The organism is Streptomyces sp. SID5643 (assembly GCF_009872555.1).
Lineage (GTDB): Bacteria > Actinomycetota > Actinomycetes > Streptomycetales > Streptomycetaceae > Streptomyces > Streptomyces iakyrus.
This window is the reverse complement of sequence record NZ_WWIC01000016.1, coordinates 19,273-42,158: the sequence shown is the minus strand read 5'-3', so window position 1 is coordinate 42,158 and position 22,886 is coordinate 19,273. Positions and strand designations below refer to the sequence as shown.

Genomic DNA, 22,886 nt, shown 5'->3' with positions numbered 1-22,886 from the left:
CCCGGCCCGCCGCAACGCCGCGAGCCCCGCCGCGTGCGTCCGCTCCGGCGCGAGCAGCACCGCCGTGACCCCGGCCCCCCGGCGGGCCAGCCGGGCCCCGGCGAACAGGGCGTCACCCCCGTTGTCGCCGCTGCCGACCAGGAGCACGACCCTGCTCCCGTACACCCGCCCCAGCAGGTCGGCGCAGGCCGCGGCGAGTCCGGCGGCGGCGCGTTGCATCAACGCCCCCTCCGGCAGCCGCGCCATCAGCTCCCGTTCGGCGGTCCGGACCGTCTCCACGCTGTACGCAGTACGCATGCGGTCGAGTTTCCCGTACGACCGCCGGGCCACTCCCCCTCACACGCACCTCCCGCATCTCCCCGCCCGGCCGGCCCACCCCGTGCCGTGCGGAACCGTGTCGCATCCATTGACGCTGTACCGCCCCTTTGCCAGACTCCCGGCCGCGCAGAAAGCGCTTGCACACACCCCCACGTTCGACGAAACCGAGGCCCCCATGGGACGCAGAGCCGCATTACTGGCCGCCGCCGGCGCCACAGCCCTCCTCACCGCCGCCGGCACCCTGACCGCCCCCGCCACGGCCGCCCCCACGCGCGCACTGGCCTGCGGAGACGGCTCCTACCAGGCCGAGGCCGTGCAGAGCGGCGGCACCTGGACCGCCCGGCGCGGCGGCAGCACGGTCTACACCGGCACCGACCTGCGCGCGGCCGTCCAGGCGGCCGTCAACAGCCTCACCGCCGGGCGCACCGCGAAGGAACGGGTCGTGGTCCGCGGCTCGGGCTCGATCCCGGCGGGCTCCCGCATCTCCCTGCCGAGCTACACCGTCCTCGACGTCTGCGGCACGATCAACGTCACCGGCAGCGGCTCGGGCGACCAGGCGCCGGTGTACTCGCGCGGCACCCGCGACGTCGAGGTCCAGAACCTCAAGCTCACCGGCACCCCGCTGTACGGCATCTTCCTGCGCAACGTCCAGAACGTGGTGCTCGGCCAGATCGACATGCGCCTCTCCCGCGGCCTGGGCGTCCGCATCGACAACCGCGGCGACACCAGTCAGTGGACGCGCAACGTCCGCATCGACAACGTCTACGTCTCCGGCGCGTCCAGCCACGCGGTCGAGACCTACGGCGTCGACGGCATCACCATCGGCACGGTCACGGCCCGCAACGTCGGCGAGTCGGGCCTGCTGCTCAACCAGACCATCAACGCCAGGGTCACCAAGGTGGACGCGGAGAACGCCGGCACCGGCACCGGCTACGCCGCCTTCCGCATGGCCAACCGCAACGGCCGGATCGGCAGCGGCTACCCCGCCAACATCCGCGTCGGAGAGGTCGTCGCCCGGGGCGGCGGACGCGGCGTGTTCTGCGTCTCGGAGAGCGGCGGGGCCGTCATCGACAAGGTGACGCTCTCCAACACGGGCAACAACTCGGTCCTGATCGAGAACTGCTACAACGTCAGCCTCGCGGCGCAGAGCGGCACGATCACGGGCGGCGGCGAACTGCGCCTGGCGGCCCGCTCGGAGTTCGCCAACAACAAGGACATCACCATCCAGAACCTGACGGTCACCAACTCGGCCATCAGGGAGAGCCCGTGCGGCGAGAACACGGAGTTCCGCAACATCACGCGGGTGAACACGAGCCAGTCGGTCTGCTGACCCTGCTCCCGGAGCCCTCGCCACCCCACTCGGCGGGGGCTTCGGGGCCCTCCCCCCGGACCGCCCCTTTCACGGCGTACGATCGAGCCGTGTTTTGAACTCGTTCAAAAAGGGGGATCGGCGAGACATGACCAGCTCGACAGCACCCGGAGAAGAAGACAGCCCCGCCACCGCCCTCGGCCCCACGGCCCTGATCTTCGGTGTCTTCTCGGCCGCGGGCACCTGGGCGTTCCTGTTCCCGTGGACGGTCCTGGCCGGAGCGCTCGCGGTGGCCTTCGGGGCGATGGGCCTCCACTACGCCCGCAGGGGGACGGGCCGGCTGTGGCCGGCGGCAGTCGGTACGGCCCTGGGCGCGATCGGCTTCGTCGGCACGGTCACGCTGCTCTGGAGCCTGGCGTAGGGGTTGCGGGCACCTTCCCTGACACCCTCAGTGAGGTGTGCCTCACGCCTCGGCGATGACCACGGCCGAGGCGACGCCCGCGTCGTGACTCAGCGACACGTGCCAGGTCCGCACGCCGAGTTCGGCGGCCCGCGCGGCGACCGTCCCGGTCACCCGCAGCCGGGGCCGGCCGCTGTCCTCGACGCACACCTCTGCGTCGGTCCAGAGCAGGCCGGGCGGAGCGCCGAGCGCCTTGGCCAGGGCCTCCTTGGCCGCGAACCGCGCGGCGAGCGAGGCGACCCCCCGTCGCTCCCCGCTGGGCAGCAGCAACTCCCGCTCCACGAACAGCCGCCCGGCCAGGGCGGGCGTGCGCTCCAGTGAAGCCGCGAACCGCTCGATCTCGGCAACGTCGATGCCGACCCCGATGATGCTCATGGACAGCACCCTACGGTGACGGGCGGGATCCGGCAGGAGAGGCGTCCGATACGCCGCGCGGGCCACCCCATGATCCTCAACTGCACCCGCCCGCTATAGAGTTCGCGCTGACCGCGATGAGCAAACGGCATCGCACACAAACGGGAGGACGTCATGAAGTTCACGTCGCTGGGAACCGCGGCCACCGCCATGGCCCTTTTCGCCACGGCCCTCACCGGCACCGTCGCCACCGCCGGGACCGCCGCAGCGGCGACGAAGCCGGACTGCAGCAGCGCGCTGACCAACGTGAAGCCCAAGCAGACCGTCAACCTCCGCAGCCAGCCCAAGACGAGCTCCACGGCGCTCGGCACCTGGGGCAAGGGCAAGCCGGGCGGTGTCTGCTTCGGCGACCGCAAGCCCACCAAGGGCGGCACCTACACGGCCTGCGGCAAGACGAGCAACAAGTGGTACTTCGGCGGCCCCAACAGCACCAGCAAGGAAGGCTGGGTCCCGGCGGCCTGCCTGCCCGTCTGAGCCGGATACCTGACGGCCTGACCGGCCGGCGAGGGGCGAAGGGCATCCGGCCGTTCGCCCCTCTGGCTCACTTCGGACTCCCGCTCACTCCACCGTCACCGACTTGGCCAGGTTCCGCGGCTGGTCCACCTCGTTCCCCCGGGCCGTCGCCAGCTCGCACGCGAACACCTGAAGCGGCACCGTCGCGACGAGCGGCTGCAACAGGGTCGGCGTGGCGGGAATCCGGACCAGGTGGTCCGCGTACGGCACGACCGCCTCGTCGCCCTCCTCCGCGATCACGATCGTCCGGGCACCCCGCGCCCGGATCTCCTGGATGTTGGACACGATCTTGTCGTGCAGCACCGAGCGCCCGCGCGGCGACGGCACCACCACGACCACCGGCAGGTCCTCCTCGATCAGGGCGATCGGCCCGTGCTTCAGCTCCCCTGCCGCGAACCCCTCCGCGTGCATGTAGGCGAGCTCCTTGAGCTTCAGCGCGCCTTCTAGCGCCACCGGATACCCCACGTGCCGCCCCAGGAACAGCACCGTCTTCTTCGAGGCCAGCGTGCGGGCCAGCTCCCGCACCGGCTCCATCGTGCCCAGCACCTGATCCACCGCACCGGCGATCGAGGACAGGTCGCGGATCACCGCCCGGATCTCGTCGCCCCACTTCGTGCCCCGCACCTGGCCCAGGTACAGCGCGACCAGGTAGCACGCCACGAGCTGCGTCAGGAACGCCTTGGTCGAGGCGACGGCCACCTCCGGCCCGGCGTGCGTGTACAGCACCGCGTCCGACTCGCGCGGGATCGTCGAGCCGTTGGTGTTGCAGATGGCCAGCACCTTGGAGCCCTGCTCGCGGGCGTGCCGCAGCGCCATCAGCGTGTCCATGGTCTCGCCGGACTGGGAGATGGCGATGACGAGCGTCTGCGCGTCCAGGATCGGGTCCCGGTAGCGGAACTCGCTCGCCAGCTCCACCTCACAGGGCAGCCGCGTGAAGTGCTCGATCGCGTACTTGGCGATCATCCCGGCGTGGAAGGCGGTGCCGCAGGCGACGATGACGACCTTGTCGATCTCCCGCAGCACCCCTGGAGGGATCCGGACCTCGTCCAGCGTCAGCGACCCGGAACCGTCGATCCGCCCCAGCAGGGTGTCGGCGACCGCCTTGGGCTGCTCGGCGATCTCCTTGAGCATGAAGTAGTCGTAGCCGCCCTTCTCCGCGGCCGACGCGTCCCAGTCGACGTGGTACGAGCGGACGTCGGCCGGGCGGCCGTCGAAGCCGGTCACCGTCACGCCGTCCCGGCGCAGCTCCGCCACCTGGTCCTGGCCGAGCTCGATCGCCGAGCGCGTGTGGGCGATGAACGCGGCGACGTCCGAGGCGAGGAAGGCCTCGCCCTCGCCGACGCCGACCACCAGCGGTGAGTTCCGCCGCGCGCCCACCACCACGTCCGGCTCGTCGGCGTGCACCGCGACCAGCGTGAACGCGCCCTCCAGCCGCCGGCACACCAGCCGCATCGCCTCGGCGAGATCCGCGCAGGAGGAGAACTCCTCGGCGAGCAGATGCGCGACGACCTCGGTGTCCGTCTCGGAGGCCAGCTCGTGGCCGCGCTCCGCCAGCTCGGCCCGCAGCTCGGCGAAGTTCTCGATGATGCCGTTGTGCACCACCGCGACCCGTCCCGCGTTGTCGATGTGCGGGTGGGCGTTGGTGTCCGTCGGCCCGCCGTGCGTGGCCCAACGCGTGTGCCCGATGCCCGTGGCGCCCGCCGGCAGCGGCCTGCCGTCCAGTTCCTTCTCCAGGTTGAGGAGCTTGCCGGCCTTCTTCGCCGCCGCCAGCCCGCCGTCGGCCAGGACGGCGACGCCCGCCGAGTCGTACCCCCGGTACTCCAGCCGCTTCAGCCCGGCCATCACCACATCGAGCGCCGACTGCGGCCCCACGTATCCCACGATTCCGCACATGAGCCGCAGCCTACGGGCCGACGCTCTTGGAAAACCCCTTCCGCGTGCCCGGAATCGGAAATAATCCAGCCTTCGGTGACCCCTGCGGCGGCTCCTCAGACCTTCGCCCGATAAGCCCGCATGGCCAGCGGATAGAACACCAGGGCGATGCCCGCCGCCCACACCAACGACCACAGCACCGGCTCCGCCACCGCCCCGCCCAGCAGCAGCCCCCGGAACGCGTCCGACAGGTGGGTCACCGGATTGACGTCGCTCCAGGCCTGGAGCCAGCCGGGCATCGTGTCGACGACGACGAACGCACTGCTGGTGAAGGTGATCGGGAAGATGAGCGTGAAGGCGAACGCCTGGACCTTCTCGGCGTCGCCGGCCAGCATCCCGATCAGCACCGCGCTCCAGGAGACGGCCGCGGCGAACACCACCACCAGCAGGGTGCCGAGCAGGAAGCCGCCGAATCCGCCGGTGACGCGGAAACCGAGCACCAGGCCGAGGCCGATCATCAGCAGCAGCGCCCACAGGTGCTTCGCCAGGTCCGCGGTGATCCTGCCGATGAGCGGCGCGGAGCGGGCGATGGGCAGACTGCGCAGCCGGTCGAAGACGCCCTTGGTGAGGTCGGTGTTCAGCGCCATCGCCGTGTACATCGTCATGAACAGGGTGTTCTGCACGATGATCCCGGGCAGCGCGTACTTCAGGTACGCGTCGGGCGAGCCGGCCATCTGTCCGCCCAGCACGTAGGTGAACAGGAAGACGAACATGATCGGCGTGATGCTGTAGTCGACCAGTTCGAGCGGGTTGTGCTTGACGGCGACCAGGCTCCGCCACGCCATCGTGAAGGTCTGCCGCAGCCCGGCGAGGGGCGGCACCCGGCCCGACGCGGTGACCGGTGCGGTGAGGGTGGTGGCGGTGGCGGTCATGACCGGCTCACCGCCTTCTCCAGCTCCTCGTCCTCCCGGACTGCCGCGCCGCCGTCCTCCTCGGCCTCGCCCGGCTCGGCGCGGTGGCCGGTCAGGGAGAGGAAGACCTCGTCGAGGGAGGAGCGGCGCAGGGCCAGCTCCCCGACCGCGATGCCCTCCCGGTCCAGCGCGCGCACGACGGCCGGCATCAGCTCGGGGTCCTTCACCGGGGCGGTGACCGTCTCGCCCTCGATCCTGGCCTGCGGCCCCGCCGCCCCGGCCACCAGCGCGTGTGCCCGCGCGAGGTCCTGCCCGGCGATCGGCCTGAGCTCCAGCACCTGGCCGCCGACCTGTGCCTTCAACTGGTCCGGCGTGCCCTCGGCGATCACGCGGCCCTTGTCGATCACCACGATGTCGTCGGCGAGGACGTCGGCCTCGTTCAGGTACTGCGTGGTCAGCAGCGCCGTCGCACCGTCCGCGACCAGCCCGCGCAGCAGGTCCCACAGCTCACCACGGCTGTGTGGATCGAGACCCGTGGTCGGCTCGTCGAGGAAGAGGATGCTGGGGCGGCCGACCAGACTGGCGGCGAGGTCCAGGCGCCTGCGCATGCCGCCCGAGAAGGTCTTCGCGGCCCGCCCGGCCGCGTGGGTCAGCTGGAACCGCTCCAGCAGCTCACCGGCCCGCGCCTTCGCCTCCCGCCTCGGCAGGCCCAGCAGCCGGCCGATGAGCAGCAGGTTCTCCGTGCCGGTCAGGTTCTCGTCGACCGCCGCGTACTGCCCGGTCAGCCCGACGAGGGAGCGGACGACCCCGGCCTCCCGGACCACGTCGTGGCCGGCCACGCGGGCCCTGCCCCGGTCCGGGCGCAGCAGTGTCGCGAAGATCCGCACCGCCGTCGTCTTCCCCGCACCGTTGGGCCCCAGCAGCCCGAGCACCGTGCCCTTGCGGGCCGCCAGGTCGACACCGGCCAGCGCCTCGGTCTCCTTGAACCGCTTGACCAGGCCCTCCGCCTCTATCGCGTACGTCATGGGAACCCCCAGGCGTCCGTGGACCCCGGACCGGGTCCACCTCTCCCACAACTGTGACGCACACCACTGACATTCCTCCTGCACCGTCGTTTCTCAGGAGGAAGCGGGACGAACACCACGCGTGACGGATCCCACCTCACCATCCGTTCGTACGCCCGTAACAATGGACTGTGATCTCTCCGGTCTCCTCGATGCCCCGGAGCGCCCACCGGCCCCGCCCGGAGGCGACTCCCTACGTCGACCTCACCCGAACCGAGTGGAGCGCGCTGCGTGACAAGACGCCGCTGCCGCTGACGGCCGAGGAGGTCGAGAAGCTGCGCGGTCTCGGCGACGTGATCGACCTCGACGAGGTGCGGGACATCTACCTCCCGCTGTCCCGCCTCCTCAACCTCTACGTCGGTGCCACCGACGGCCTCAGAGGCGCGCTGAACACGTTCCTGGGCGAACAGGGCTCCCAGTCGGGCACCCCGTTCGTCATAGGCGTGGCCGGTTCGGTCGCCGTGGGCAAGTCGACGGTCGCCCGCCTCCTCCAGGCCCTGCTCTCGCGCTGGCCCGAGCACCCGCGCGTCGAGCTGGTCACCACCGACGGCTTCCTGCTGCCCACCCAGGAACTCCAGGCCCGCGGCCTGATGTCCCGCAAGGGCTTCCCCGAGTCGTACGACCGCCGTGCCCTGACCCGCTTCGTCGCCGACATCAAGGCCGGCAAGGACGAGGTCACCGCGCCCGTCTACTCCCACCTCATCTACGACATCGTCCCCGACAAGAGGCTCACGGTCCGCCGCCCCGACATCCTGATCGTCGAGGGCCTGAACGTCCTCCAGCCGGCCCTGCCCGGCAAGGACGGCCGCACCCGCGTCGGTCTGGCCGACTACTTCGACTTCAGCGTGTACGTCGACGCCCGCGTCGAGGACATCGAGACCTGGTACCTCAACCGCTTCCGCAAGCTGCGCGCGACCGCCTTCCAGAACCCGTCCTCGTACTTCCGCAAGTACACGCAGGTCTCGGAGGAAGAGGCCCTCGACTACGCCCGGACGATGTGGCGCACGATCAACCGGCCCAACCTCGTGGAGAACATCGCCCCCACCCGCGGCCGGGCCACCCTGGTTCTGCGCAAGGGCCCGGACCACAAGGTGCAGCGGCTCAGCCTGCGCAAACTGTGACGGCAGCGGAAAGGCGGACGGGATGAGCGCCATGCTCCACCTGCGCGTGATCACACCGGCCGACCGGGCCGACGACGTGATCCTGCTCATCGAGAAGACGGTCGGCACCACCCACCTCGTCGTGCTGCCGGGCGCCGCCCGCGACCCCGCCGGGGACGTGGTGATGTGCGACGTGGCGCGCGAGGCGGGCGACGAACTCCTCGCCGGTCTGCGGGAACTGGGCATCGACACCACCGGCTCGATCTCCGTCGAGTCCATCGACCTGTCCCTGTCCGAGCGGGCCGACCGGGCCGAGGCCGACGCTCCGGGTGAAGGCGCGGACGCGGTCCTGTGGGAGCAGCTGACCGAGGCGACGCACGAGGAGTCGACCCTCTCCGTCACCTACCTCGCGTTCATCACGCTCGCCACCATGATCGCCGCCTGCGGTGTGGTCCTGGACAACGCGATCCTGATCGTGGGCGCCATGGCGGTGGGCCCCGAGTTCGGCCCCCTCACCGGCATCTGCACCGCGATCGTCCGGCGCCGGCCGCGCCTGGCCCTTCGCTCGCTGATCGCGCTGCTGGTGGGCTTCGCGGTGGCGATGGCGGTGACGGTCGGTTTCAGCCTCCTGATGGACGCGGCCGGCCAGTTCACCGAGAGCCGTCTGGAGGCGGACCGCCCCAACACCGGCTTCATCTACGCCCCCGACAAATTCTCCTTCGTCGTGGCGGTCCTGGCCGGCATCGCCGGCACCCTCTCCCTGACCTCCGCCAAGTCGGGCGCGCTGGTGGGCGTCGCCATCTCCGTCACCACGGTCCCGGCAGCGGCGAACGCGGCCGTGGCCCTGAGCTACGGCGACACGAAACAGACGTGGGGCTCCACGGAACAGCTTTTGCTGAACCTCTTGGGCATCGTCGTCGCGGGCACGGCCACCCTGCTGATCCAGAAGTGGCTCTGGTCGAGACAACGCGAGAAGGTCAACGCCTAGAGGGGCGCGGGGCTGTGTCCATGTGCGGCTCCGCCGCGTGGGCGCGACAAGCCACGACGGACGGTCAGCCCGAAGCCAACCGCAGCCCCCCACCCCCGAGCCGGTTCCCTAGCCGAGCGCGGACTTCACCGCATCGGCCAACCGCCCCGCCACAGACCGGGCCTGCTCGATATCGGCCGCCTCGACCATCACACGGACCAACGGCTCGGTGCCGGAGGGCCGCAGCAGCACCCGCCCGGTCTCCCCGAGCTCCCGCTCCGCGTCCGCGACGGCCGCCGACAGCTCCGCGGACGTCCCCACCCGCGTCCGGTCGACATCCGGCACATTGATCAGCACCTGCGGCAGCCGCTCCATGACACCGGCGAGATCCGCCAGCGTGCGGCCGCTCTGAGCCACCCGAGCGGCCAGCAGCAGCCCGGTCAGCGTGCCGTCACCGGTCGTCGCGTGGTCGAGGATGATCACATGCCCGGACTGCTCGCCCCCGAGGGCGAACCCGTGCTCCTTCATCTCCTCCAGCACGTACCGGTCGCCGACGGCGGTCTGCACCAGCCGGATGCCCTCGCGCTCCATGGCGAGCTTGAACCCGAGGTTCGACATCACCGTGGCCACGACCGTCTCGGACCGCAGCACGGACCGCTCCCGCATCGCCAGCGCGAGCACGGCGAGGATCTGGTCACCGTCCACCTCCGCACCGGTGTGGTCGACGGCGAGGCACCGGTCGGCGTCGCCGTCGTGCGCGATGCCGAGGTCGGCGCCGTGCTCGACGACGGCGGCCTTGATCTTGTCCAGGTGCGTCGAACCGCACCCGTCGTTGATGTTGAGCCCGTCCGGTTCGGCCCCGATCGTGACGACCTCGGCACCGGCCCGCTGGAACGCCTCGGGCGAGACCCGGGCGGCGGCGCCGTGCGCCTCGTCGAGGACGACCCTCAGCCCGTCGAGACGGTTCGGCAGGACGCTCAGCAGATGCGCGACGTACCGCTCCGAGCCCTCCTCGTACGCGCGCACGCGGCCCACCCCGGCCCCGGTCGGCCGGTCCCACGGGGCGCCGGTGCGGTGCTCCTCGTAGACGGACTCGATCCGGTCCTCCAGCTCGTCGGCGAGCTTGTGCCCGCCGCGGGCGAAGAACTTGATGCCGTTGTCGGGCATGGCGTTGTGGCTGGCGGAGAGCATCACACCGAGGTCGGCGCCGAGCTCCCCGGTCAGGTACGCCACGGCGGGTGTCGGCAGCACGCCGACCCGCAGGACGTCCACGCCGGCACTGGCGAGACCCGCGACCACGGCGGCTTCCAGGAACTCCCCGGACGCACGGGGGTCACGTCCGACCACGGCGGTCGGCCGGTGTCCCTCGAACGTGCCCGCCTCGGCCAGTACGTGTGCCGCGGCCACGGAGAGGCCCAGGGCCATCTCCGCCGTCAGATCCGCGTTGGCGACACCGCGCACGCCGTCCGTGCCGAAGAGTCGTCCCACAGTGGTGTCCTCCGAATTACTGATGAGAATGCGGCTCACATTCCCGAGTGCACCCCCTGAGACTGTCCGGGGGGTGTAGGGGATGTGTAAACGAAACCGCCCCGGCAGCACAACCGTGCCGCCGGGGCGATCGTTGCGAAGCCAGTCGCAAGGACGGGCGACGCGATTAGCGCTTGCTGTACTGCGGAGCCTTGCGGGCCTTCTTCAGACCGGCCTTCTTGCGCTCGACCGCACGGTCGTCGCGCTTGAGGAAGCCGGCCTTCTTCAGCGGGCCGCGGTTGTTGTCGACGTCGGCCTCGTTCAGCGCACGGGCGACACCGAGACGGAGCGCACCGGCCTGGCCGGAGACACCGCCACCGGCGATGCGGGCGACGACGTCGTAGCGGCCCTCGAGCTCGAGAACCTTGAACGGCTCGTTGACTTCCTGCTGGTGCACCTTGTTGGGGAAGTAGTCCTCAAGGGTGCGACCGTTGATCTTCCACTTGCCGGTGCCCGGGACGATCCGGACGCGGGCGATGGCGTTCTTGCGACGGCCCAGGCCGGCGGCCGGCTGGGGCTCGCCGAAGCGGGACGCCATGGACTCCGAGGTGTACTCGCCCTCGACGGGAACCTCGGACTCGGTGGTGTAGCTGTCGATGTCGATCTCTTCGAGCGGCTGCTCGGCAGTGGTCTCGGCCACGATGCTCCTCAGATTCTCTTCAGTCTTAGGGGGTGGCCGGACTTACTGCGCGACCTGGGTGATCTCGAACGGCTGCGGCTGCTGCGCGCCGTGCGGGTGCTGGTCACCCTTGTAGACCTTCAGCTTCGAGAGCATCTGACGGCCCAGCGTGTTCTTGGGGAGCATGCCCTTGACGGCCTTCTCGATGGCCTTCTCGGGGTTCTTGTCCAGCAGCTCGTCGTAGCGGACGGAGCGCAGACCACCCGGGTAGCCGGAGTGGCGGTACGCCATCTTCTGGATCCGCTTGTTGCCGGAGAGGTGCACCTTGTCGGCGTTGATGATGATGACGAAGTCACCAGCGTCGACGTGCGGCGCGTAGATCGGCTTGTGCTTGCCCCGGAGGAGCGTCGCGGCAGTGGTGGCGAGACGGCCCAGGACAACGTCCTGAGCGTCGATGACGTGCCACTGGCGCGTCACATCGCCGGGCTTGGGGCTGTACGTACGCACGGTTCGTAGCCTTCGCTTCGAGTGAATGGTCCATAACTGGTCACCGAAACGATCACGACAGCCTGGACCGCACTGCGGCGACGCATACCGCGTACGTGGGGTCGCTGGTCATCGGCCCGGTGGACCGGTGTAAGGGCCCGTCCCGTGAGAATGAGCAAGCCAATACACAACGAACAAGCAGAATACCGGGGTACACCACAAGGGTCAAAACGCGGGATCACCGAAGCCGCTCGGTCACGGAGACGTACAGGACGGCGCAGAGCGTGACGGCCCTCCGCAGCGTCCGCCGCCGCAGCGGCCGTACGCACGGGAACACCGCCGAGACGGCGACGTCCACAGCGAGAGCCGCACACCACCGCACCACGGACCGGCCGGCGCGCGGACGGCGGCGCGCCCCCAGCGCCCCCACCAGGACCGACGGCCACACCCCGGCCGCGAGGGCCGGCCAGGACAGCAGACACCCCAGCAGCACCACCGCCGGCAGCACTCGCCCCAACCACCCGGAGATGTCGCCTTTGCCCGTGCGCATGGGAGGAACGCTAGGGGTTGGAGAGCCCGTCCGGGCGGACCAGCACACCCCTTGTCCCGTCTAAGATGCGGCCCATGAGCTTTGGGCAGCAGGGGGGACCTCAGTCCCAGTGGGATCCCTGGAAACCGCAGTCGCAGCAGCCCTGGAACAGCGGGGGCGGCCAGTCGCCGGACTGGGCGGCGCTCGCTGAAGCCTCAGAGGCCCGCAACAAGCGACGCCGGCTGCTGCTGATCGGCGGCGGCGCGTTCGCCACCGTCGCGATCGGCACCGCCGTCGCGGTGGCCGTCGTCTCGGCGGGCAGCGACAAGCAGGGGAACCCGACCTCCCTGCCGTCGGCCGACATCCCGAGCCAGACCGCCTCGGCCCCGTCCTTCGCCCCGACCAGCGCCCCTCCCCCGCTGGACCCGAAGGACTTCATCGCCAGCGCGAAGAAGGACAAGGCCCCGCTCAGCCCGGACACCCTCTTCCCGGGCACCCAGCTGACCGAGGCCGGGACGCTGTACAAGAAGGGCCCCACCGCCGACACCCGCAACTGCGGCTCGGCGGTCGGCGGCACGCTCCCCAAGATCCTCACGGCGAACGACTGCACGCGCCTGATACGCGCCACCTACGTCAAGGACGGCATGGCGGTGACGGTCGGCGTGGCCGTCTTCGACACCGAGGCGCAGGCCGTGAAGGCCAAGGGCCAGAGCACCAAGAAGAGCTTCGTGAAGTCGCTCTCCGGCGGCGGTGTGAAGCCCTTCTGCGAATCCGGGTTCTGCCGCACGACCAGCAACTCCTACGGCCGCTACGCCTACTTCACCAACGCCGGCTTCACCAACGGCAAGAACGTGACGCCCAAGGACCTCCCGGTCTACAAGACCGGCGACGACCTCGCCCAGTTCACGTTCGACCAGATCCGCCGCCGCGGCGAGGTCCAGGCCTCGGCCGCGGCCAACGAATAGCCGAAGGTCAGCAGCAGCCCGCCGACGGCAGCGACCGCTTGTTCCGCGCCTCCTTGTTGCGCGCGGCGAGCAGGTCGTCGGCCGGGTAGCCGACCTCCTCCAGCGTCAGTCCGTGCGGCCGTACGACGTGCACGGCCGAGTCCCGTACGCCGGCCGCCAGCACCTTCCCCGGCCAGTCGGCGGGCCGGTGCCCGTCCCCGACGAACAGCAGCGCCCCGATGAGCGAGCGCACCATGTTGTGGCAGAAGGCGTCGGCCCGCACGGTGGCGGTGATGATCCCGTCGTCCCCCCGCACCAGACTCAGCTTCTGGAGGGTGCGGATCGTGGTCGCGCCTTCCCGCTTCTTGCAGTAGGCGGCGAAGTCGTGCTCGCCCAGCAGGCCCCGGGCCGCCTCGTTCATGGCGTCCACGTCGAGGGGCCAGTCGTGCCACAGCACATGGCCGCGCAGCAGCGGGTCGACGCCCCCGGGATTGTCGGTGACCCGGTAGGCGTACCGCCTCCAGACCGCCGAGAAGCGGGCATTGAAGCCGCTGGGCGCCTCCCTGAGGGCCCAGACGCGGACGTCCCGCGGCAGCCGCCCGGCGAGCCGCTTCAGCAGCTTCTGGTGGTGCTCGGCCCAGACCTCACGCGGCAGGTCGACGTGAGCGACCTGCCCGCGCGCATGCACCCCGGCATCGGTACGCCCCGCCACGGTCAGTTCGTACGTCTCCCGCGACCGTGTCACGGTCCGCAGGGCGTCCTCGATCTCCCCCTGCACGGTCCGCCGCCCCCCGGCCTGCTTGGCCCACCCGGAGAACTCACTCCCGTCGTACGACAGATCAAGCCGGACCCGGACGTGGCCGGCCTCTACTTCGTCACTCACCCCAGGATCCTCTCACCAACGCAAAGGCGGGCCCGCCCCCTGTGAAAGGGAACGGGCCCGCCCGGCAGACGCTTACGCGTCCTTGGACTCCTCGGCGTCCTCGGCCTTGGTCGTGTCGACCTGAGCCTCGGCGGCGTCGGCGTCCTTGGCGGCGCGCTTGGTCGCGGCCTCGGCCTCGCCCGTCGCCTCCTGCGCCACCGTCAGAGCCTCGACCAGCTCGATGACGGCCATGGGCGCGTTGTCGCCACGGCGGTTACCGATCTTGGTGATGCGGGTGTAGCCACCCGGACGGTTCTCGTAGCGCGGGCCGATCTCGGTGAAGAGCGTGTGCACGATGCTCTTGTCCGTGATGACCTGGAGCACCTGACGGCGGTTGTGAAGGTCGCCCTTCTTCGCCTTGGTGACCAGACGCTCGGCGTACGGCCGCAGCTTGCGGGCCTTCGCCTCGGTGGTGGTGATGCGGCCGTGCTCGAAGAGCGACTTCGCGAGGTTCGCGAGCATCAGCTTCTCGTGCGCGGCGCTGCCGCCCATACGGGCACCCTTGGTGGGCTTCGGCATGGTGCTTCTCCTAGGTGTCTGCCCCGGCCGTATCAGGTACCGGGGTCAGTATCCGAGCGAGCGGTTGCCCGTCGGAGATCCAGGCCCCCGCAGGGGCCTGGAGGGGGCGCGGGGAACTGCGCGATCAAGCACAGCGCACCCGCGGCAGAGTACGGACGGAAAGGCCCGGGCTCTTAGTACTGCTCGGTCTCGACGAAACCGGCGTCCGCGTCGTCGTCGGCGCCGAAGGCGTCCGCGGCGGCGGTCGGGTCGAATCCGGGCGGGGAGTCCTTGAGCGCCAGGCCCATGCCCGCCAGCTTCGCCTTGACCTCGTCGATCGACTTCGCACCGAAGTTGCGGATGTCGAGCAGGTCCGCCTCGGAACGCGCCACGAGCTCACCCACGGAGTGGATGCCCTCACGCTTGAGGCAGTTGTAGGAGCGGACCGTGAGCTCCAGCTCCTCGATCGGCAGCGCCAGATCGGCGGCCAGGGCGGCGTCCGTGGGGGACGGGCCCATGTCGATGCCCTCGGCGTCGATGTTCAGCTCGCGGGCGAGACCGAACAGCTCGACCAGGGTCTTGCCGGCGGACGCCATGGCGTCACGCGGGCGCATCGCCTGCTTGGTCTCGACGTCGACGATCAGCTTGTCGAAGTCGGTCCGCTGCTCGACACGCGTGGCCTCGACCTTGTAGGTGACCTTGAGCACCGGCGAGTAGATCGAGTCGACCGGGATCCGGCCGATCTCCTGGCCGACCTGCTTGTTCTGCACGGCGGAGACGTAACCGCGGCCGCGCTCGACCGTCAGCTCCATCTCCAGCTTGCCCTTGCCGTTGAGCGTGGCGAGGACGAGGTCGGGGTTGTGTACCTCGACACCGGCCGGCGGCGCGATGTCGGCGGCGGTGACCAGACCCGGGCCCTGCTTGCGCAGGTACATCACGACCGGCTCGTCGTGCTCCGAGGAGACGACCAGCTGCTTGATGTTGAGGATCAGGTCGGTGACGTCCTCCTTGACGCCCGGCACGGTGGTGAACTCGTGCAGCACGCCGTCGATGCGGATGGACGTGACCGCCGCACCCGGGATCGAGGAGAGGAGGGTCCGGCGCAGGGAGTTACCGAGGGTGTAACCGAAGCCCGGCTCCAGCGGCTCGATCACGAACCGGGAGCGGAATTCGTCGACGACCTCTTCGGTCAACGAGGGACGCTGAGCGATCAGCATGTTGTGATCCTTCTGTCAGGGGCGCCCGCTATTTGACGCCCTGATGTGAAACAAGGGTACGGGCGATATGGCCCCGAAGAGCCATACCGCCCGAAAACCTCAGACCAAGTGGCCTGCGTCCAAGATCAGACGCGGCGGCGCTTGGGCGGACGGCAGCCGTTGTGCGGGGTCGGCGTGACGTCCTGGATCGAGCCGACCTCGAGGCCGGTGGCCTGGAGGGAGCGGATCGCGGTCTCACGACCGGAGCCCGGGCCCTTGACGAAGACGTCGACCTTGCGCATGCCGTGCTCCTGGGCGCGGCGGGCAGCCGACTCGGCGGCCATCTGCGCGGCGAACGGCGTGGACTTCCGGGAGCCCTTGAAGCCGACGTGGCCGGCGGAGGCCCAGGAGATCACGTTGCCGGACGGGTCCGTGATCGAGACGATCGTGTTGTTGAACGTGCTCTTGATGTGCGCGTGGCCGTGAGCGACGTTCTTCTTTTCCTTGCGGCGCACCTTCTTGGCAGCGCCCTGACGACCCTTGGGGGGCATCTATAACTCCTACGGGAGGTGGTCGGTCCTACAGCGAAGACCGTGGACAGGCGTCCGCTGTGGACTACTTCTTGCCCGGCTTCTTCTTGCCGGCGATGGCGCGACGCGGACCCTTGCGGGTACGAGCGTTGGTGCTGGTGCGCTGACCGCGGACGGGCAGACCACGACGGTGACGCAGACCCTGGTAGGTGCCGATCTCGACCTTGCGGCGGATGTCGGCCTGGATCTCGCGACGGAGGTCACCCTCGGTCTTGATGTTGTTGTCGACGTACTCGCGGATCGCGACCAGCTGCTCCTCGGAGAGGTCCCGAACACGGGTGTTCGGGTCCACGCCGGTGGCGGCCAGCGTCTGCTGGGAGAGGGTCCGGCCGATGCCGAACACGTAGGTGAGGGCGATCTCCACGCGCTTTTCGCGCGGGATGTCAACACCGGAAACGCGTGCCATTCAATGGCTCCAGTTACTTGTCGGAGGTCTTCCGCAGAACCGACTCCCAGCCGCCGTACCAGGTACGAACTGAGTCCCCAGCCTCCGAACCGGGGGTGTCAGACGGAACGCGTCCGCCTGGGTCCTGCGTATGAACATATTCAGCTTGCGTCGCGCGAATCTCTGCGATGGATGCAGAGGGATCGGTCGTGCGTCAGCCCTGGCGCTGCTTGTGGCGCGGGTTGTCGCAGATGACCATGACCCGGCCGTGACGGCGGATCACCCTGCACTTGTCGCAGATCTTCTTGACGCTCGGCTTGACCTTCATTGGGTGAGGTTCTCCGGGTCAGTGCCACCACCCCGCCGGAGGCAGGATGCGGGCAAGATCTACTTGTAGCGGTAGACGATCCGGCCACGGGTCAGGTCGTACGGAGACAGCTCCACCACGACCCGGTCGTCAGGGAGGATGCGGATGTAGTGCATACGCATCTTGCCGCTGATGTGTGCCAGGACCTGGTGGCCGTTCTGGAGCTCGACCTTGAACATGGCGTTCGGAAGAGACTCGACGACAGTGCCCTCGATCTCGATGGCACCTTGCTTCTTGGCCACGCTTCGCCCTTCGAATCGACTACCTTGATCGACTCTGTGCGGGCGCATGCAGGCATGCGGGTACACAAGAGCCGACGAGTCAGTCTACGTCAGGGCTCCCGGAAACACGAATCGAGAGAGTCTGCCCCGGCACCGACAGCTTTAAGCGCGCCCCCAGGGGCGCGGGGAACCGCGCGACGGGCCACAACGAACCCCGCAGCGCCGCCGGCAGCACGGCCCACCCCGGAAGGCACTCAGCCCAGGGGATCCGGCGCGGCCACGATCCCCAGCTCGGCGAGCTTCGCCTTCCCCCCGTCGGGAGACGTCAGCACCAACGGCCCCTCTTCCGTCAGAGCCACGGAGTGCTCCCAGTGGGACGACCAGGTGCCGTCGGTCGTGATGACGGTCCAGTCGTCGGAGAGGACCTCCGTCTTCGGCGTCCCCAGCGACACCATCGGCTCGATCGCGAGGCAGAAGCCGGGCACCAGCTTCGGCCCCTTGCCGCGCCGCCGGTCGACGTAGTTCAGCAGGTGCGGGTCCATGTGCATCTCGGTGCCGATGCCGTGCCCGCCGTAGTCCTCGATGATCCCGTACTTGCCACCGCCCGGCTTGGGCTGGCGGCGGATGTACGTCTCGATGGCCCGGGAGACGTCGACCAGGCGGTTGCCCTGCTTCATGGCGGCGATGCCGGCCCACATCGACTCCTCGGTCACCCGGGAGAGCTCGACCAGCTCCGGGGAGTGGCCGGACCCCACGAAGGCCGTGAAGGCCGCGTCGCCGTGCCAGCCGTCGATGATCGCGCCGCAGTCGATGGAGATGACGTCCCCGTCCTTGAGGACGACGTCGTCCGACGGGATGCCGTGGACGACGACCTCGTTCACCGACGTGCAGATCGTCGCCGGGAAGCCGCCGTAGCCGAGGAAGTTCGGCTTGGCGTTGTGCTCGGCGAGCACCTTGCGGGCGACCTGGTCGAGATCCTTCGTCGTGGCTCCGGGCACGGCGGCCTCACGGGTCGCCGCGTGGATGGCTGCGACGACCAGCCCCGCCTCACGCATCTTGGCGATCTGCTCGGGGCTTTTGATCTGCACCATGGGAGCTACGGCCTTTCTGGACCTTCGGCGACAACGAACGCCTTCAACGATACGGGGCCGCGCGACCGGCCCCACCCACACAGCGGCCGCGGCTCCCCGAGGGGAACCGCGGCCGTAGCTGCGTACGGACGACTACTTGTCGCCCTCGCCACGCTTCAGCGCCTCCATGGCGCGGGTCGTGACGTCCTCCACCTTGCCGAGCGCCGAGATCGTGACCACCAGGCCCTGGGCCTTGTAGTAGTCGATGATCGGCTCGGTCTGGGTGTGGTAGACCTCCAGGCGCGTCCGGACCGTCTCCTCGGAGTCGTCGTTGCGCTGGTACAGCTCACCGCCGCAGACGTCGCAGACGCCGTCCTTGGCCGGCTGCTTGTACGTCACGTGGAAGACGTGCGCGGAGTCGTTGCGGCAGATGCGGCGGCCGGCGATGCGCTTGACCACCTCGTCCTCGGGGACTTCCAGGTCCAGCACCGCGTCGAGCTGCATGCTCTCGGTCTCGAGGAGCTCGTCGAGCGCCTCGGCCTGGGACACGTTGCGGGGGAAGCCGTCCAGCAGGAAACCGTTCTCGGCGTCCGGCTGCTCCATGCGGTCCTTCGCCATCGCGATGGTGACCTCGTCGGGCACGAGATTGCCCGCGTCCATGTAGGACTTCGCCAGTTTGCCGAGTTCCGTCTGCTGGCTGATGTTGGCCCGGAACAGGTCGCCCGTGGAGATGTGCGGGATCGACAGGTTCTTGGCCAGGAACGCGGCCTGCGTTCCCTTACCGGCGCCCGGCGGCCCGACGAGGACGATACGCATCAGCGGAGGAACCCTTCGTAATTGCGCTGCTGGAGCTGGCTCTCGATCTGCTTCACGGTCTCGAGACCGACACCCACGATGATCAGGATGCTGGTGCCGCCGAACGGGAAGTTCTGGTTTGCCCCGAAACCTGCCAACGCCATCGTCGGCACGAGAGCGATCAGCCCCAGGTACAGCGAACCCGGCCAGGTGATCCGGTTGAGTACGTAGCTCAGGTACTCAGCGGTCGGTCGGCCAGCCCGGATGCCCGGGATGAAGCCACCATACTTCTTCATGTTGTCGGCGACTTCCTCGGGGTTGAAGGAGATCGCCACGTAGAAGAACGCGAAGAAAACGATCAGCAGGAAGTACGTGATGATGTAGTACGGGTGGTCGCCCTTGACGAAGTGCTGCTCGATCCAGGTCTTCCAGCCCGAGGTGCCTCCCGCGAACTGGGCGATCAGCGCCGGGATGTAGAGCAGCGACGAGGCGAAGATGACGGGGATCACACCCGCCTGGTTCACCTTGAGCGGGATGTAGGTCGACGTACCGCCGTAGGAACGGCGGCCGATCATGCGCTTGGCGTACTGGACCGGGATGCGGCGCTGGGCCTGCTCGACGAAGACCACCAGGCCGACCATGGCGAAGCCGACCAGGATGACCGTGCCGAACTCGATCCAGCCGCCGGCCAGGGAGCCCTCCTGCTTGATGGCCCACAGCGCGGACGGGAAGGTGGCGGCGATCGAGATGAACATCAGGATCGACATGCCGTTGCCGATGCCGCGGTCGGTGATGAGCTCACCGAGCCACATCACGGCGGCCGTACCGGCGGTCATGGTGATGACCATGGTGATGGTGACGAAGATCGACTGGTCGGGGACGATCTGGCTGGCCACCGGGCAGCCCGTGAAGAGAGCGCCGCTGCGGGCGGTGGCGACGAGGCCGGTGCCCTGAAGGATGGCGAGGGCGATCGTCAGGTAACGGGTGTACTGCGTGATCTTCGCCGTACCGGCCTGGCCCTCCTTCTTCAGGGCTTCCAGGCGCGGAATCACCACGGTCAGCAGCTGCAGAATGATGCTCGCCGTGATGTACGGCATGATGCCCAGCGCGAAGATCGTGATCTGCAGCAGTGCGCCGCCGCTGAACATGTTGACCAGGCCGAAGATGCCCTGGTTGGCCTGGGCGTTGTCGATACAGGTCTGGACGTTCCGGTAGTCGACGCCTGGGATGGGTACGTGCGTACCGACCCGGTAGACCACGATGATGCCGAGCGTGAAGAGCAGCTTCTTGCGCAGGTCGGGCGTCTTGAACGCCCGGGCGAACGCGGTGAGCACGGTGCCTCCTGCGACCCCCGCGCAACTGCGTCAAGGGTGACGGTCTTGAGGTTCGACGAATAGGTAACGGTCAACTGCCGCTGTGAGTGCCCGAAGTGAAGCACCCAGTGAAAAGTGGGCAGTGCAGGCCACCTTACCGGCGAGACTGCCGCCCTAGGAACGACCAACCGGGGATACCCCATTTGTGGGGTATCCCCGGTCGGGATCGCTCAGGTCATCGAGACGCCTGTGGTGTTCAGACGAGCTCGGTGACAGAACCGCCGGCGGCGGTGATCTTCTCCTTGGCGGAGCCGGAGACGGCGTCGACCGTCACCTGCAGCGCCACGGAGATCTCGCCCTGGCCGAGGACCTTGACGAGGCTGTTCTTGCGAACGGCCCCCTTGGCCACCAGACCCTCGACGGTGACCTCGCCACCCTCGGGGTAGAGCGCGGCCAGCTTGTCGAGGTTCACGACCTGGAACTCGGTCTTGAACGGGTTCTTGAAGCCCTTCAGCTTCGGGAGACGCATGTGGAGGGGCATCTGGCCACCCTCGAAGCGCTCCGGAACCTGGTAACGGGCCTTCGTGCCCTTGGTACCACGACCGGCCGTCTTACCCTTCGACGCCTCACCACGACCCACACGGGTCTTGGCGGTCTTGGCGCCCGGGGCGGGACGGAGGTTGTGGATCTTGAGCGGGTTCTGCTCCGCCATGATCAGTCGACCTCCTCGACCGTCACGAGGTGGCGGACGGTGTGCACCATGCCGCGGAACTCGGGGCGGTCCTCCTTGACGACCTGCGTGTTGATGCCCTTGAGACCAAGGGAACGCAGGGTGTCACGGTGGTTCTGCTTGCTGCCGATGTAGGACTTGACCTGCGTAATCTTGAGCTGCGCCATGATTACGCACCCGCCCCGGCACGCGCACGGAGAAGAGCCGCGGGGGCGACGTCCTCGAGCGGCAGACCACGGCGGGCCGCGATCTCCTCGGGACGCTGCAGACCCTTCAGGGCCTCCACGGTCGCGTGCACGATGTTGATCGCGTTGTCGGAGCCGAGCGACTTCGACAGCACGTCGTGGATACCGGCGCACTCGAGCACGGCACGCACCGGACCACCGGCGATAACACCGGTACCGGGCGACGCGGGCTTCAGGAGCACGACGCCGGCAGCCTTCTCACCCTGGATGGGGTGCGGGATGGTGCCCTGGATGCGGGGGACCTTGAAGAAGTGCTTCTTGGCCTCCTCAACACCCTTGGCGATGGCGGCCGGCACCTCCTTGGCCTTGCCGTATCCGACACCCACGGTGCCGTCACCGTCGCCCACCACGACCAGCGCGGTGAAGCTGAAGCGACGACCACCCTTCACAACCTTGGCGACGCGGTTGATCGCGACAACGCGCTCAACGTACGCGGTCTTCTCGGCGGCAGCAGCGCCGCCGTCACGGCCCTTCCGGTCCCGCCGCTCGCCGCCACCGGCACCGCCACCGCGGCGCTGGGGTCCAGCCATTGGAATTACCTCTCTCTGTTTCCGCTAGCTACGGAACCGGCTCAGAACTTGAGCCCGGCCTCGCGGGCGGCGTCCGCCAGGGCGGCGATGCGCCCCGCGTACTGGTTACCACCACGGTCGAACACGACAGCCTCGACGCCGGCGGCCTTGGCGCGCTCGGCGACCAGGGCGCCGACCTGCTTGGCCTGCGCGGACTTGTCGCCCTCGCCACCGCGGATCGAGGTGTCCAGGGTGGACGCCGACGCAAGGGTGTGACCCTTGATGTCGTCGATCACCTGGGCCACGATGTGGCGGTTCGAGCGGGTAACGACCAGACGCGGACGCTCCGCCGTACCGTTGATGTGCTTACGGATCCGGATGTGGCGGCGCTTGATCGCGGCGCGCTTGTAGGCGTCGCCCTTAAGGATCTTCTGTCCGTATGCCATGGCTTACTTACCCGCCTTTCCGACCTTGCGGCGGATGACTTCGCCCTCGTACTTGACGCCCTTGGCCTTGTACGGGTCGGGCTTGCGCAGCTTGCGGATGTTGGCCGCAACCTCGCCGACCTTCTGCTTGTCGATGCCCTCGACCGAGAAACGGGTCGGGGACTCCACCTTGAAGGTGATGCCCGCGGGGGCCTCGACCAGGATCGGGTGGCTGTAGCCCAGGGAGAACTCCAGGTTGGAACCCTTGGCCACGACACGGTAACCGACACCGCTGATTTCGAGCTTCTTGACGTATCCCTGGGTCACACCGGTGATCATGTTCGCCACCAGCGTGCGGGACAGGCCGTGCAGGGCCTTGCTCTGCCGCTCGTCGTTCGGCCGCAGCACCTGAAGGGTGCCGTCCTCGGCCTTCGCGATGTCGATCGGCGCGATGACGGTGTGGGTCAGTTCGCCCTTGGGGCCCTTGACCGCGACCGTACGGCCGTCGATGGTGACGTCCACGCCGGCGGGAACCGGGATGGGGAGCTTGCCGATACGCGACATTGCTGTCTCTCCTCCGTTCCCGA

Annotated in this window: 30 protein-coding genes; 6 read left to right on the top strand and 24 right to left on the bottom strand. The window is 68.9% G+C overall.

What is annotated here, in order from left to right; genetic code table 11:
- Positions 1 to 297, bottom strand: a 297-nt coding sequence (locus GTY56_RS01980; RefSeq protein ID WP_272923332.1) for an NAD(P)H-hydrate epimerase, incomplete at its 3' end; no start/stop codon positions are given.
- A 196-nt stretch (positions 298 to 493) separates the two neighbouring features.
- On the opposite strand from GTY56_RS01980, the gene GTY56_RS01975 reads away from it, so the two are divergent.
- On the top strand, positions 494 to 1,648 hold the full coding sequence (locus tag GTY56_RS01975; RefSeq protein ID WP_161361825.1) for a hypothetical protein: 1,155 nt from the start codon (positions 494 to 496) through the stop codon (positions 1,646 to 1,648).
- 127 nt (positions 1,649 to 1,775) lie between these two features.
- A complete protein-coding gene (locus tag GTY56_RS01970) occupies positions 1,776 to 2,048 on the top strand; it encodes a hypothetical protein (protein WP_161361823.1) in 273 nt (90 codons plus the stop codon).
- A 42-nt stretch (positions 2,049 to 2,090) separates the two neighbouring features.
- On the opposite strand, the gene GTY56_RS01965 is transcribed toward GTY56_RS01970, so the two are convergent.
- On the bottom strand, positions 2,091 to 2,462 hold the full coding sequence (locus tag GTY56_RS01965) for a holo-ACP synthase (RefSeq protein WP_031133117.1): 372 nt from the start codon (positions 2,460 to 2,462) through the stop codon (positions 2,091 to 2,093).
- A gap of 153 nt (positions 2,463 to 2,615) precedes the next feature.
- Here GTY56_RS01965 and GTY56_RS01960 point away from each other — a divergent pair, with 153 nt between their 5' ends.
- Positions 2,616 to 2,975 (top strand): hypothetical protein, encoded by a 360-nt coding sequence (locus GTY56_RS01960; protein WP_161361821.1) that lies wholly within the window; start codon positions 2,616 to 2,618, stop codon positions 2,973 to 2,975.
- A gap of 84 nt (positions 2,976 to 3,059) precedes the next feature.
- On the opposite strand, the gene glmS is transcribed toward GTY56_RS01960, so the two are convergent.
- From glmS to GTY56_RS01945, 3 genes are all read right to left on the bottom strand, one after another.
- Positions 3,060 to 4,907 carry a glutamine--fructose-6-phosphate transaminase (isomerizing) gene (gene glmS, locus GTY56_RS01955; protein WP_161361819.1) on the bottom strand — a complete coding sequence of 616 codons (1,848 nt, stop codon included), beginning with the start codon at positions 4,905 to 4,907 and terminating at the stop codon, positions 3,060 to 3,062.
- Positions 4,908 to 5,002: 95 nt separating this feature from the next.
- Positions 5,003 to 5,818, bottom strand: coding sequence for an ABC transporter permease (locus tag GTY56_RS01950; RefSeq protein ID WP_161361816.1), 816 nt, complete (start codon positions 5,816 to 5,818; stop codon positions 5,003 to 5,005).
- Positions 5,815 to 6,822 (bottom strand): efflux ABC transporter ATPase subunit, DrrA-related, encoded by a 1,008-nt coding sequence (locus GTY56_RS01945; protein ID WP_161361815.1) that lies wholly within the window; start codon positions 6,820 to 6,822, stop codon positions 5,815 to 5,817. Before GTY56_RS01945 ends, GTY56_RS01950 begins: the two co-directional genes overlap by 4 nt.
- A gap of 191 nt (positions 6,823 to 7,013) precedes the next feature.
- Between GTY56_RS01945 and coaA the strand changes: the two genes are divergently transcribed.
- Together coaA and GTY56_RS01935 are read left to right on the top strand one after the other, a co-directional pair.
- Positions 7,014 to 7,982, top strand: a complete 969-nt coding sequence (coaA, locus tag GTY56_RS01940) for a type I pantothenate kinase (protein WP_161361831.1) — start codon at positions 7,014 to 7,016, stop codon at positions 7,980 to 7,982.
- A 31-nt stretch (positions 7,983 to 8,013) separates the two neighbouring features.
- Positions 8,014 to 8,949, top strand: coding sequence for a DUF389 domain-containing protein (locus GTY56_RS01935; RefSeq protein ID WP_161361829.1), 936 nt, complete (start codon positions 8,014 to 8,016; stop codon positions 8,947 to 8,949).
- 108 nt (positions 8,950 to 9,057) lie between these two features.
- Here the strand turns inward: GTY56_RS01935 and glmM are convergent, their stop codons facing one another.
- The 4 genes from glmM to GTY56_RS01915 all read right to left on the bottom strand — a co-directional run bounded on the left by glmM (position 9,058) and on the right by GTY56_RS01915 (position 12,110).
- Entirely contained in the window at positions 9,058 to 10,416 is a 1,359-nt protein-coding gene (glmM, locus tag GTY56_RS01930; RefSeq protein ID WP_161361812.1) for a phosphoglucosamine mutase, read from the bottom strand.
- Positions 10,417 to 10,582: 166 nt separating this feature from the next.
- Entirely contained in the window at positions 10,583 to 11,095 is a 513-nt protein-coding gene (rpsI, locus tag GTY56_RS01925) for a 30S ribosomal protein S9 (RefSeq protein ID WP_053674532.1), read from the bottom strand.
- A gap of 42 nt (positions 11,096 to 11,137) precedes the next feature.
- On the bottom strand, positions 11,138 to 11,581 hold the full coding sequence (rplM, locus tag GTY56_RS01920) for a 50S ribosomal protein L13 (RefSeq protein ID WP_161361810.1): 444 nt from the start codon (positions 11,579 to 11,581) through the stop codon (positions 11,138 to 11,140).
- Positions 11,582 to 11,798: 217 nt separating this feature from the next.
- Positions 11,799 to 12,110, bottom strand: a complete 312-nt coding sequence (locus GTY56_RS01915) for a hypothetical protein (RefSeq protein ID WP_161361808.1) — start codon at positions 12,108 to 12,110, stop codon at positions 11,799 to 11,801.
- Positions 12,111 to 12,184: 74 nt separating this feature from the next.
- Here GTY56_RS01915 and GTY56_RS01910 point away from each other — a divergent pair, with 74 nt between their 5' ends.
- A complete protein-coding gene (locus GTY56_RS01910; protein WP_161361806.1) occupies positions 12,185 to 13,054 on the top strand; it encodes a hypothetical protein in 870 nt (289 codons plus the stop codon).
- A gap of 7 nt (positions 13,055 to 13,061) precedes the next feature.
- Here GTY56_RS01910 and truA read toward each other — a convergent pair whose 3' ends face one another.
- The 15 genes from truA to rplF form a co-directional block, all read right to left on the bottom strand.
- Positions 13,062 to 13,916, bottom strand: coding sequence for a tRNA pseudouridine(38-40) synthase TruA (gene truA, locus GTY56_RS01905; RefSeq protein ID WP_161361804.1), 855 nt, complete (start codon positions 13,914 to 13,916; stop codon positions 13,062 to 13,064).
- Between the two features lie 72 nt (positions 13,917 to 13,988).
- Positions 13,989 to 14,474, bottom strand: coding sequence for a 50S ribosomal protein L17 (gene rplQ, locus GTY56_RS01900; protein WP_161361802.1), 486 nt, complete (start codon positions 14,472 to 14,474; stop codon positions 13,989 to 13,991).
- A 173-nt stretch (positions 14,475 to 14,647) separates the two neighbouring features.
- Complete coding sequence (locus tag GTY56_RS01895; protein WP_003966937.1) at positions 14,648 to 15,670, bottom strand: DNA-directed RNA polymerase subunit alpha; 1,023 nt, start codon at positions 15,668 to 15,670, stop codon at positions 14,648 to 14,650.
- 125 nt (positions 15,671 to 15,795) lie between these two features.
- Positions 15,796 to 16,200, bottom strand: coding sequence for a 30S ribosomal protein S11 (gene rpsK / locus GTY56_RS01890; RefSeq protein ID WP_003956432.1), 405 nt, complete (start codon positions 16,198 to 16,200; stop codon positions 15,796 to 15,798).
- A gap of 64 nt (positions 16,201 to 16,264) precedes the next feature.
- Complete coding sequence (gene rpsM, locus GTY56_RS01885) at positions 16,265 to 16,645, bottom strand: 30S ribosomal protein S13 (RefSeq protein WP_004984507.1); 381 nt, start codon at positions 16,643 to 16,645, stop codon at positions 16,265 to 16,267.
- A gap of 193 nt (positions 16,646 to 16,838) precedes the next feature.
- Positions 16,839 to 16,952, bottom strand: coding sequence for a 50S ribosomal protein L36 (rpmJ, locus tag GTY56_RS01880; protein ID WP_003974245.1), 114 nt, complete (start codon positions 16,950 to 16,952; stop codon positions 16,839 to 16,841).
- Positions 16,953 to 17,011: 59 nt separating this feature from the next.
- The gene (infA, locus tag GTY56_RS01875) at positions 17,012 to 17,233 is read right to left on the bottom strand and encodes a translation initiation factor IF-1 (protein ID WP_003948620.1); all 222 of its coding nucleotides are present in this window, start codon (positions 17,231 to 17,233) and stop codon (positions 17,012 to 17,014) included.
- A 233-nt stretch (positions 17,234 to 17,466) separates the two neighbouring features.
- Entirely contained in the window at positions 17,467 to 18,303 is an 837-nt protein-coding gene (gene map / locus GTY56_RS01870; protein ID WP_161361801.1) for a type I methionyl aminopeptidase, read from the bottom strand.
- A gap of 132 nt (positions 18,304 to 18,435) precedes the next feature.
- Positions 18,436 to 19,098 carry an adenylate kinase gene (locus GTY56_RS01865; protein WP_161361799.1) on the bottom strand — a complete coding sequence of 221 codons (663 nt, stop codon included), beginning with the start codon at positions 19,096 to 19,098 and terminating at the stop codon, positions 18,436 to 18,438.
- Complete coding sequence (gene secY / locus GTY56_RS01860; protein ID WP_033308963.1) at positions 19,098 to 20,411, bottom strand: preprotein translocase subunit SecY; 1,314 nt, start codon at positions 20,409 to 20,411, stop codon at positions 19,098 to 19,100. Before secY ends, GTY56_RS01865 begins: the two co-directional genes overlap by 1 nt.
- A 235-nt stretch (positions 20,412 to 20,646) precedes the next feature.
- Complete coding sequence (gene rplO / locus GTY56_RS01855; RefSeq protein ID WP_030839644.1) at positions 20,647 to 21,102, bottom strand: 50S ribosomal protein L15; 456 nt, start codon at positions 21,100 to 21,102, stop codon at positions 20,647 to 20,649.
- 2 nt (positions 21,103 to 21,104) lie between these two features.
- Positions 21,105 to 21,287, bottom strand: coding sequence for a 50S ribosomal protein L30 (gene rpmD, locus GTY56_RS01850; RefSeq protein ID WP_003974250.1), 183 nt, complete (start codon positions 21,285 to 21,287; stop codon positions 21,105 to 21,107).
- 2 nt (positions 21,288 to 21,289) lie between these two features.
- The gene (gene rpsE / locus GTY56_RS01845; RefSeq protein ID WP_009190144.1) at positions 21,290 to 21,895 is read right to left on the bottom strand and encodes a 30S ribosomal protein S5; all 606 of its coding nucleotides are present in this window, start codon (positions 21,893 to 21,895) and stop codon (positions 21,290 to 21,292) included.
- Positions 21,896 to 21,936: 41 nt separating this feature from the next.
- The gene (rplR, locus tag GTY56_RS01840; protein WP_007494754.1) at positions 21,937 to 22,320 is read right to left on the bottom strand and encodes a 50S ribosomal protein L18; all 384 of its coding nucleotides are present in this window, start codon (positions 22,318 to 22,320) and stop codon (positions 21,937 to 21,939) included.
- A gap of 3 nt (positions 22,321 to 22,323) precedes the next feature.
- A complete protein-coding gene (rplF, locus tag GTY56_RS01835) occupies positions 22,324 to 22,863 on the bottom strand; it encodes a 50S ribosomal protein L6 (protein WP_033308964.1) in 540 nt (179 codons plus the stop codon).
- Positions 22,864 to 22,886 lie beyond the last annotated feature (23 nt).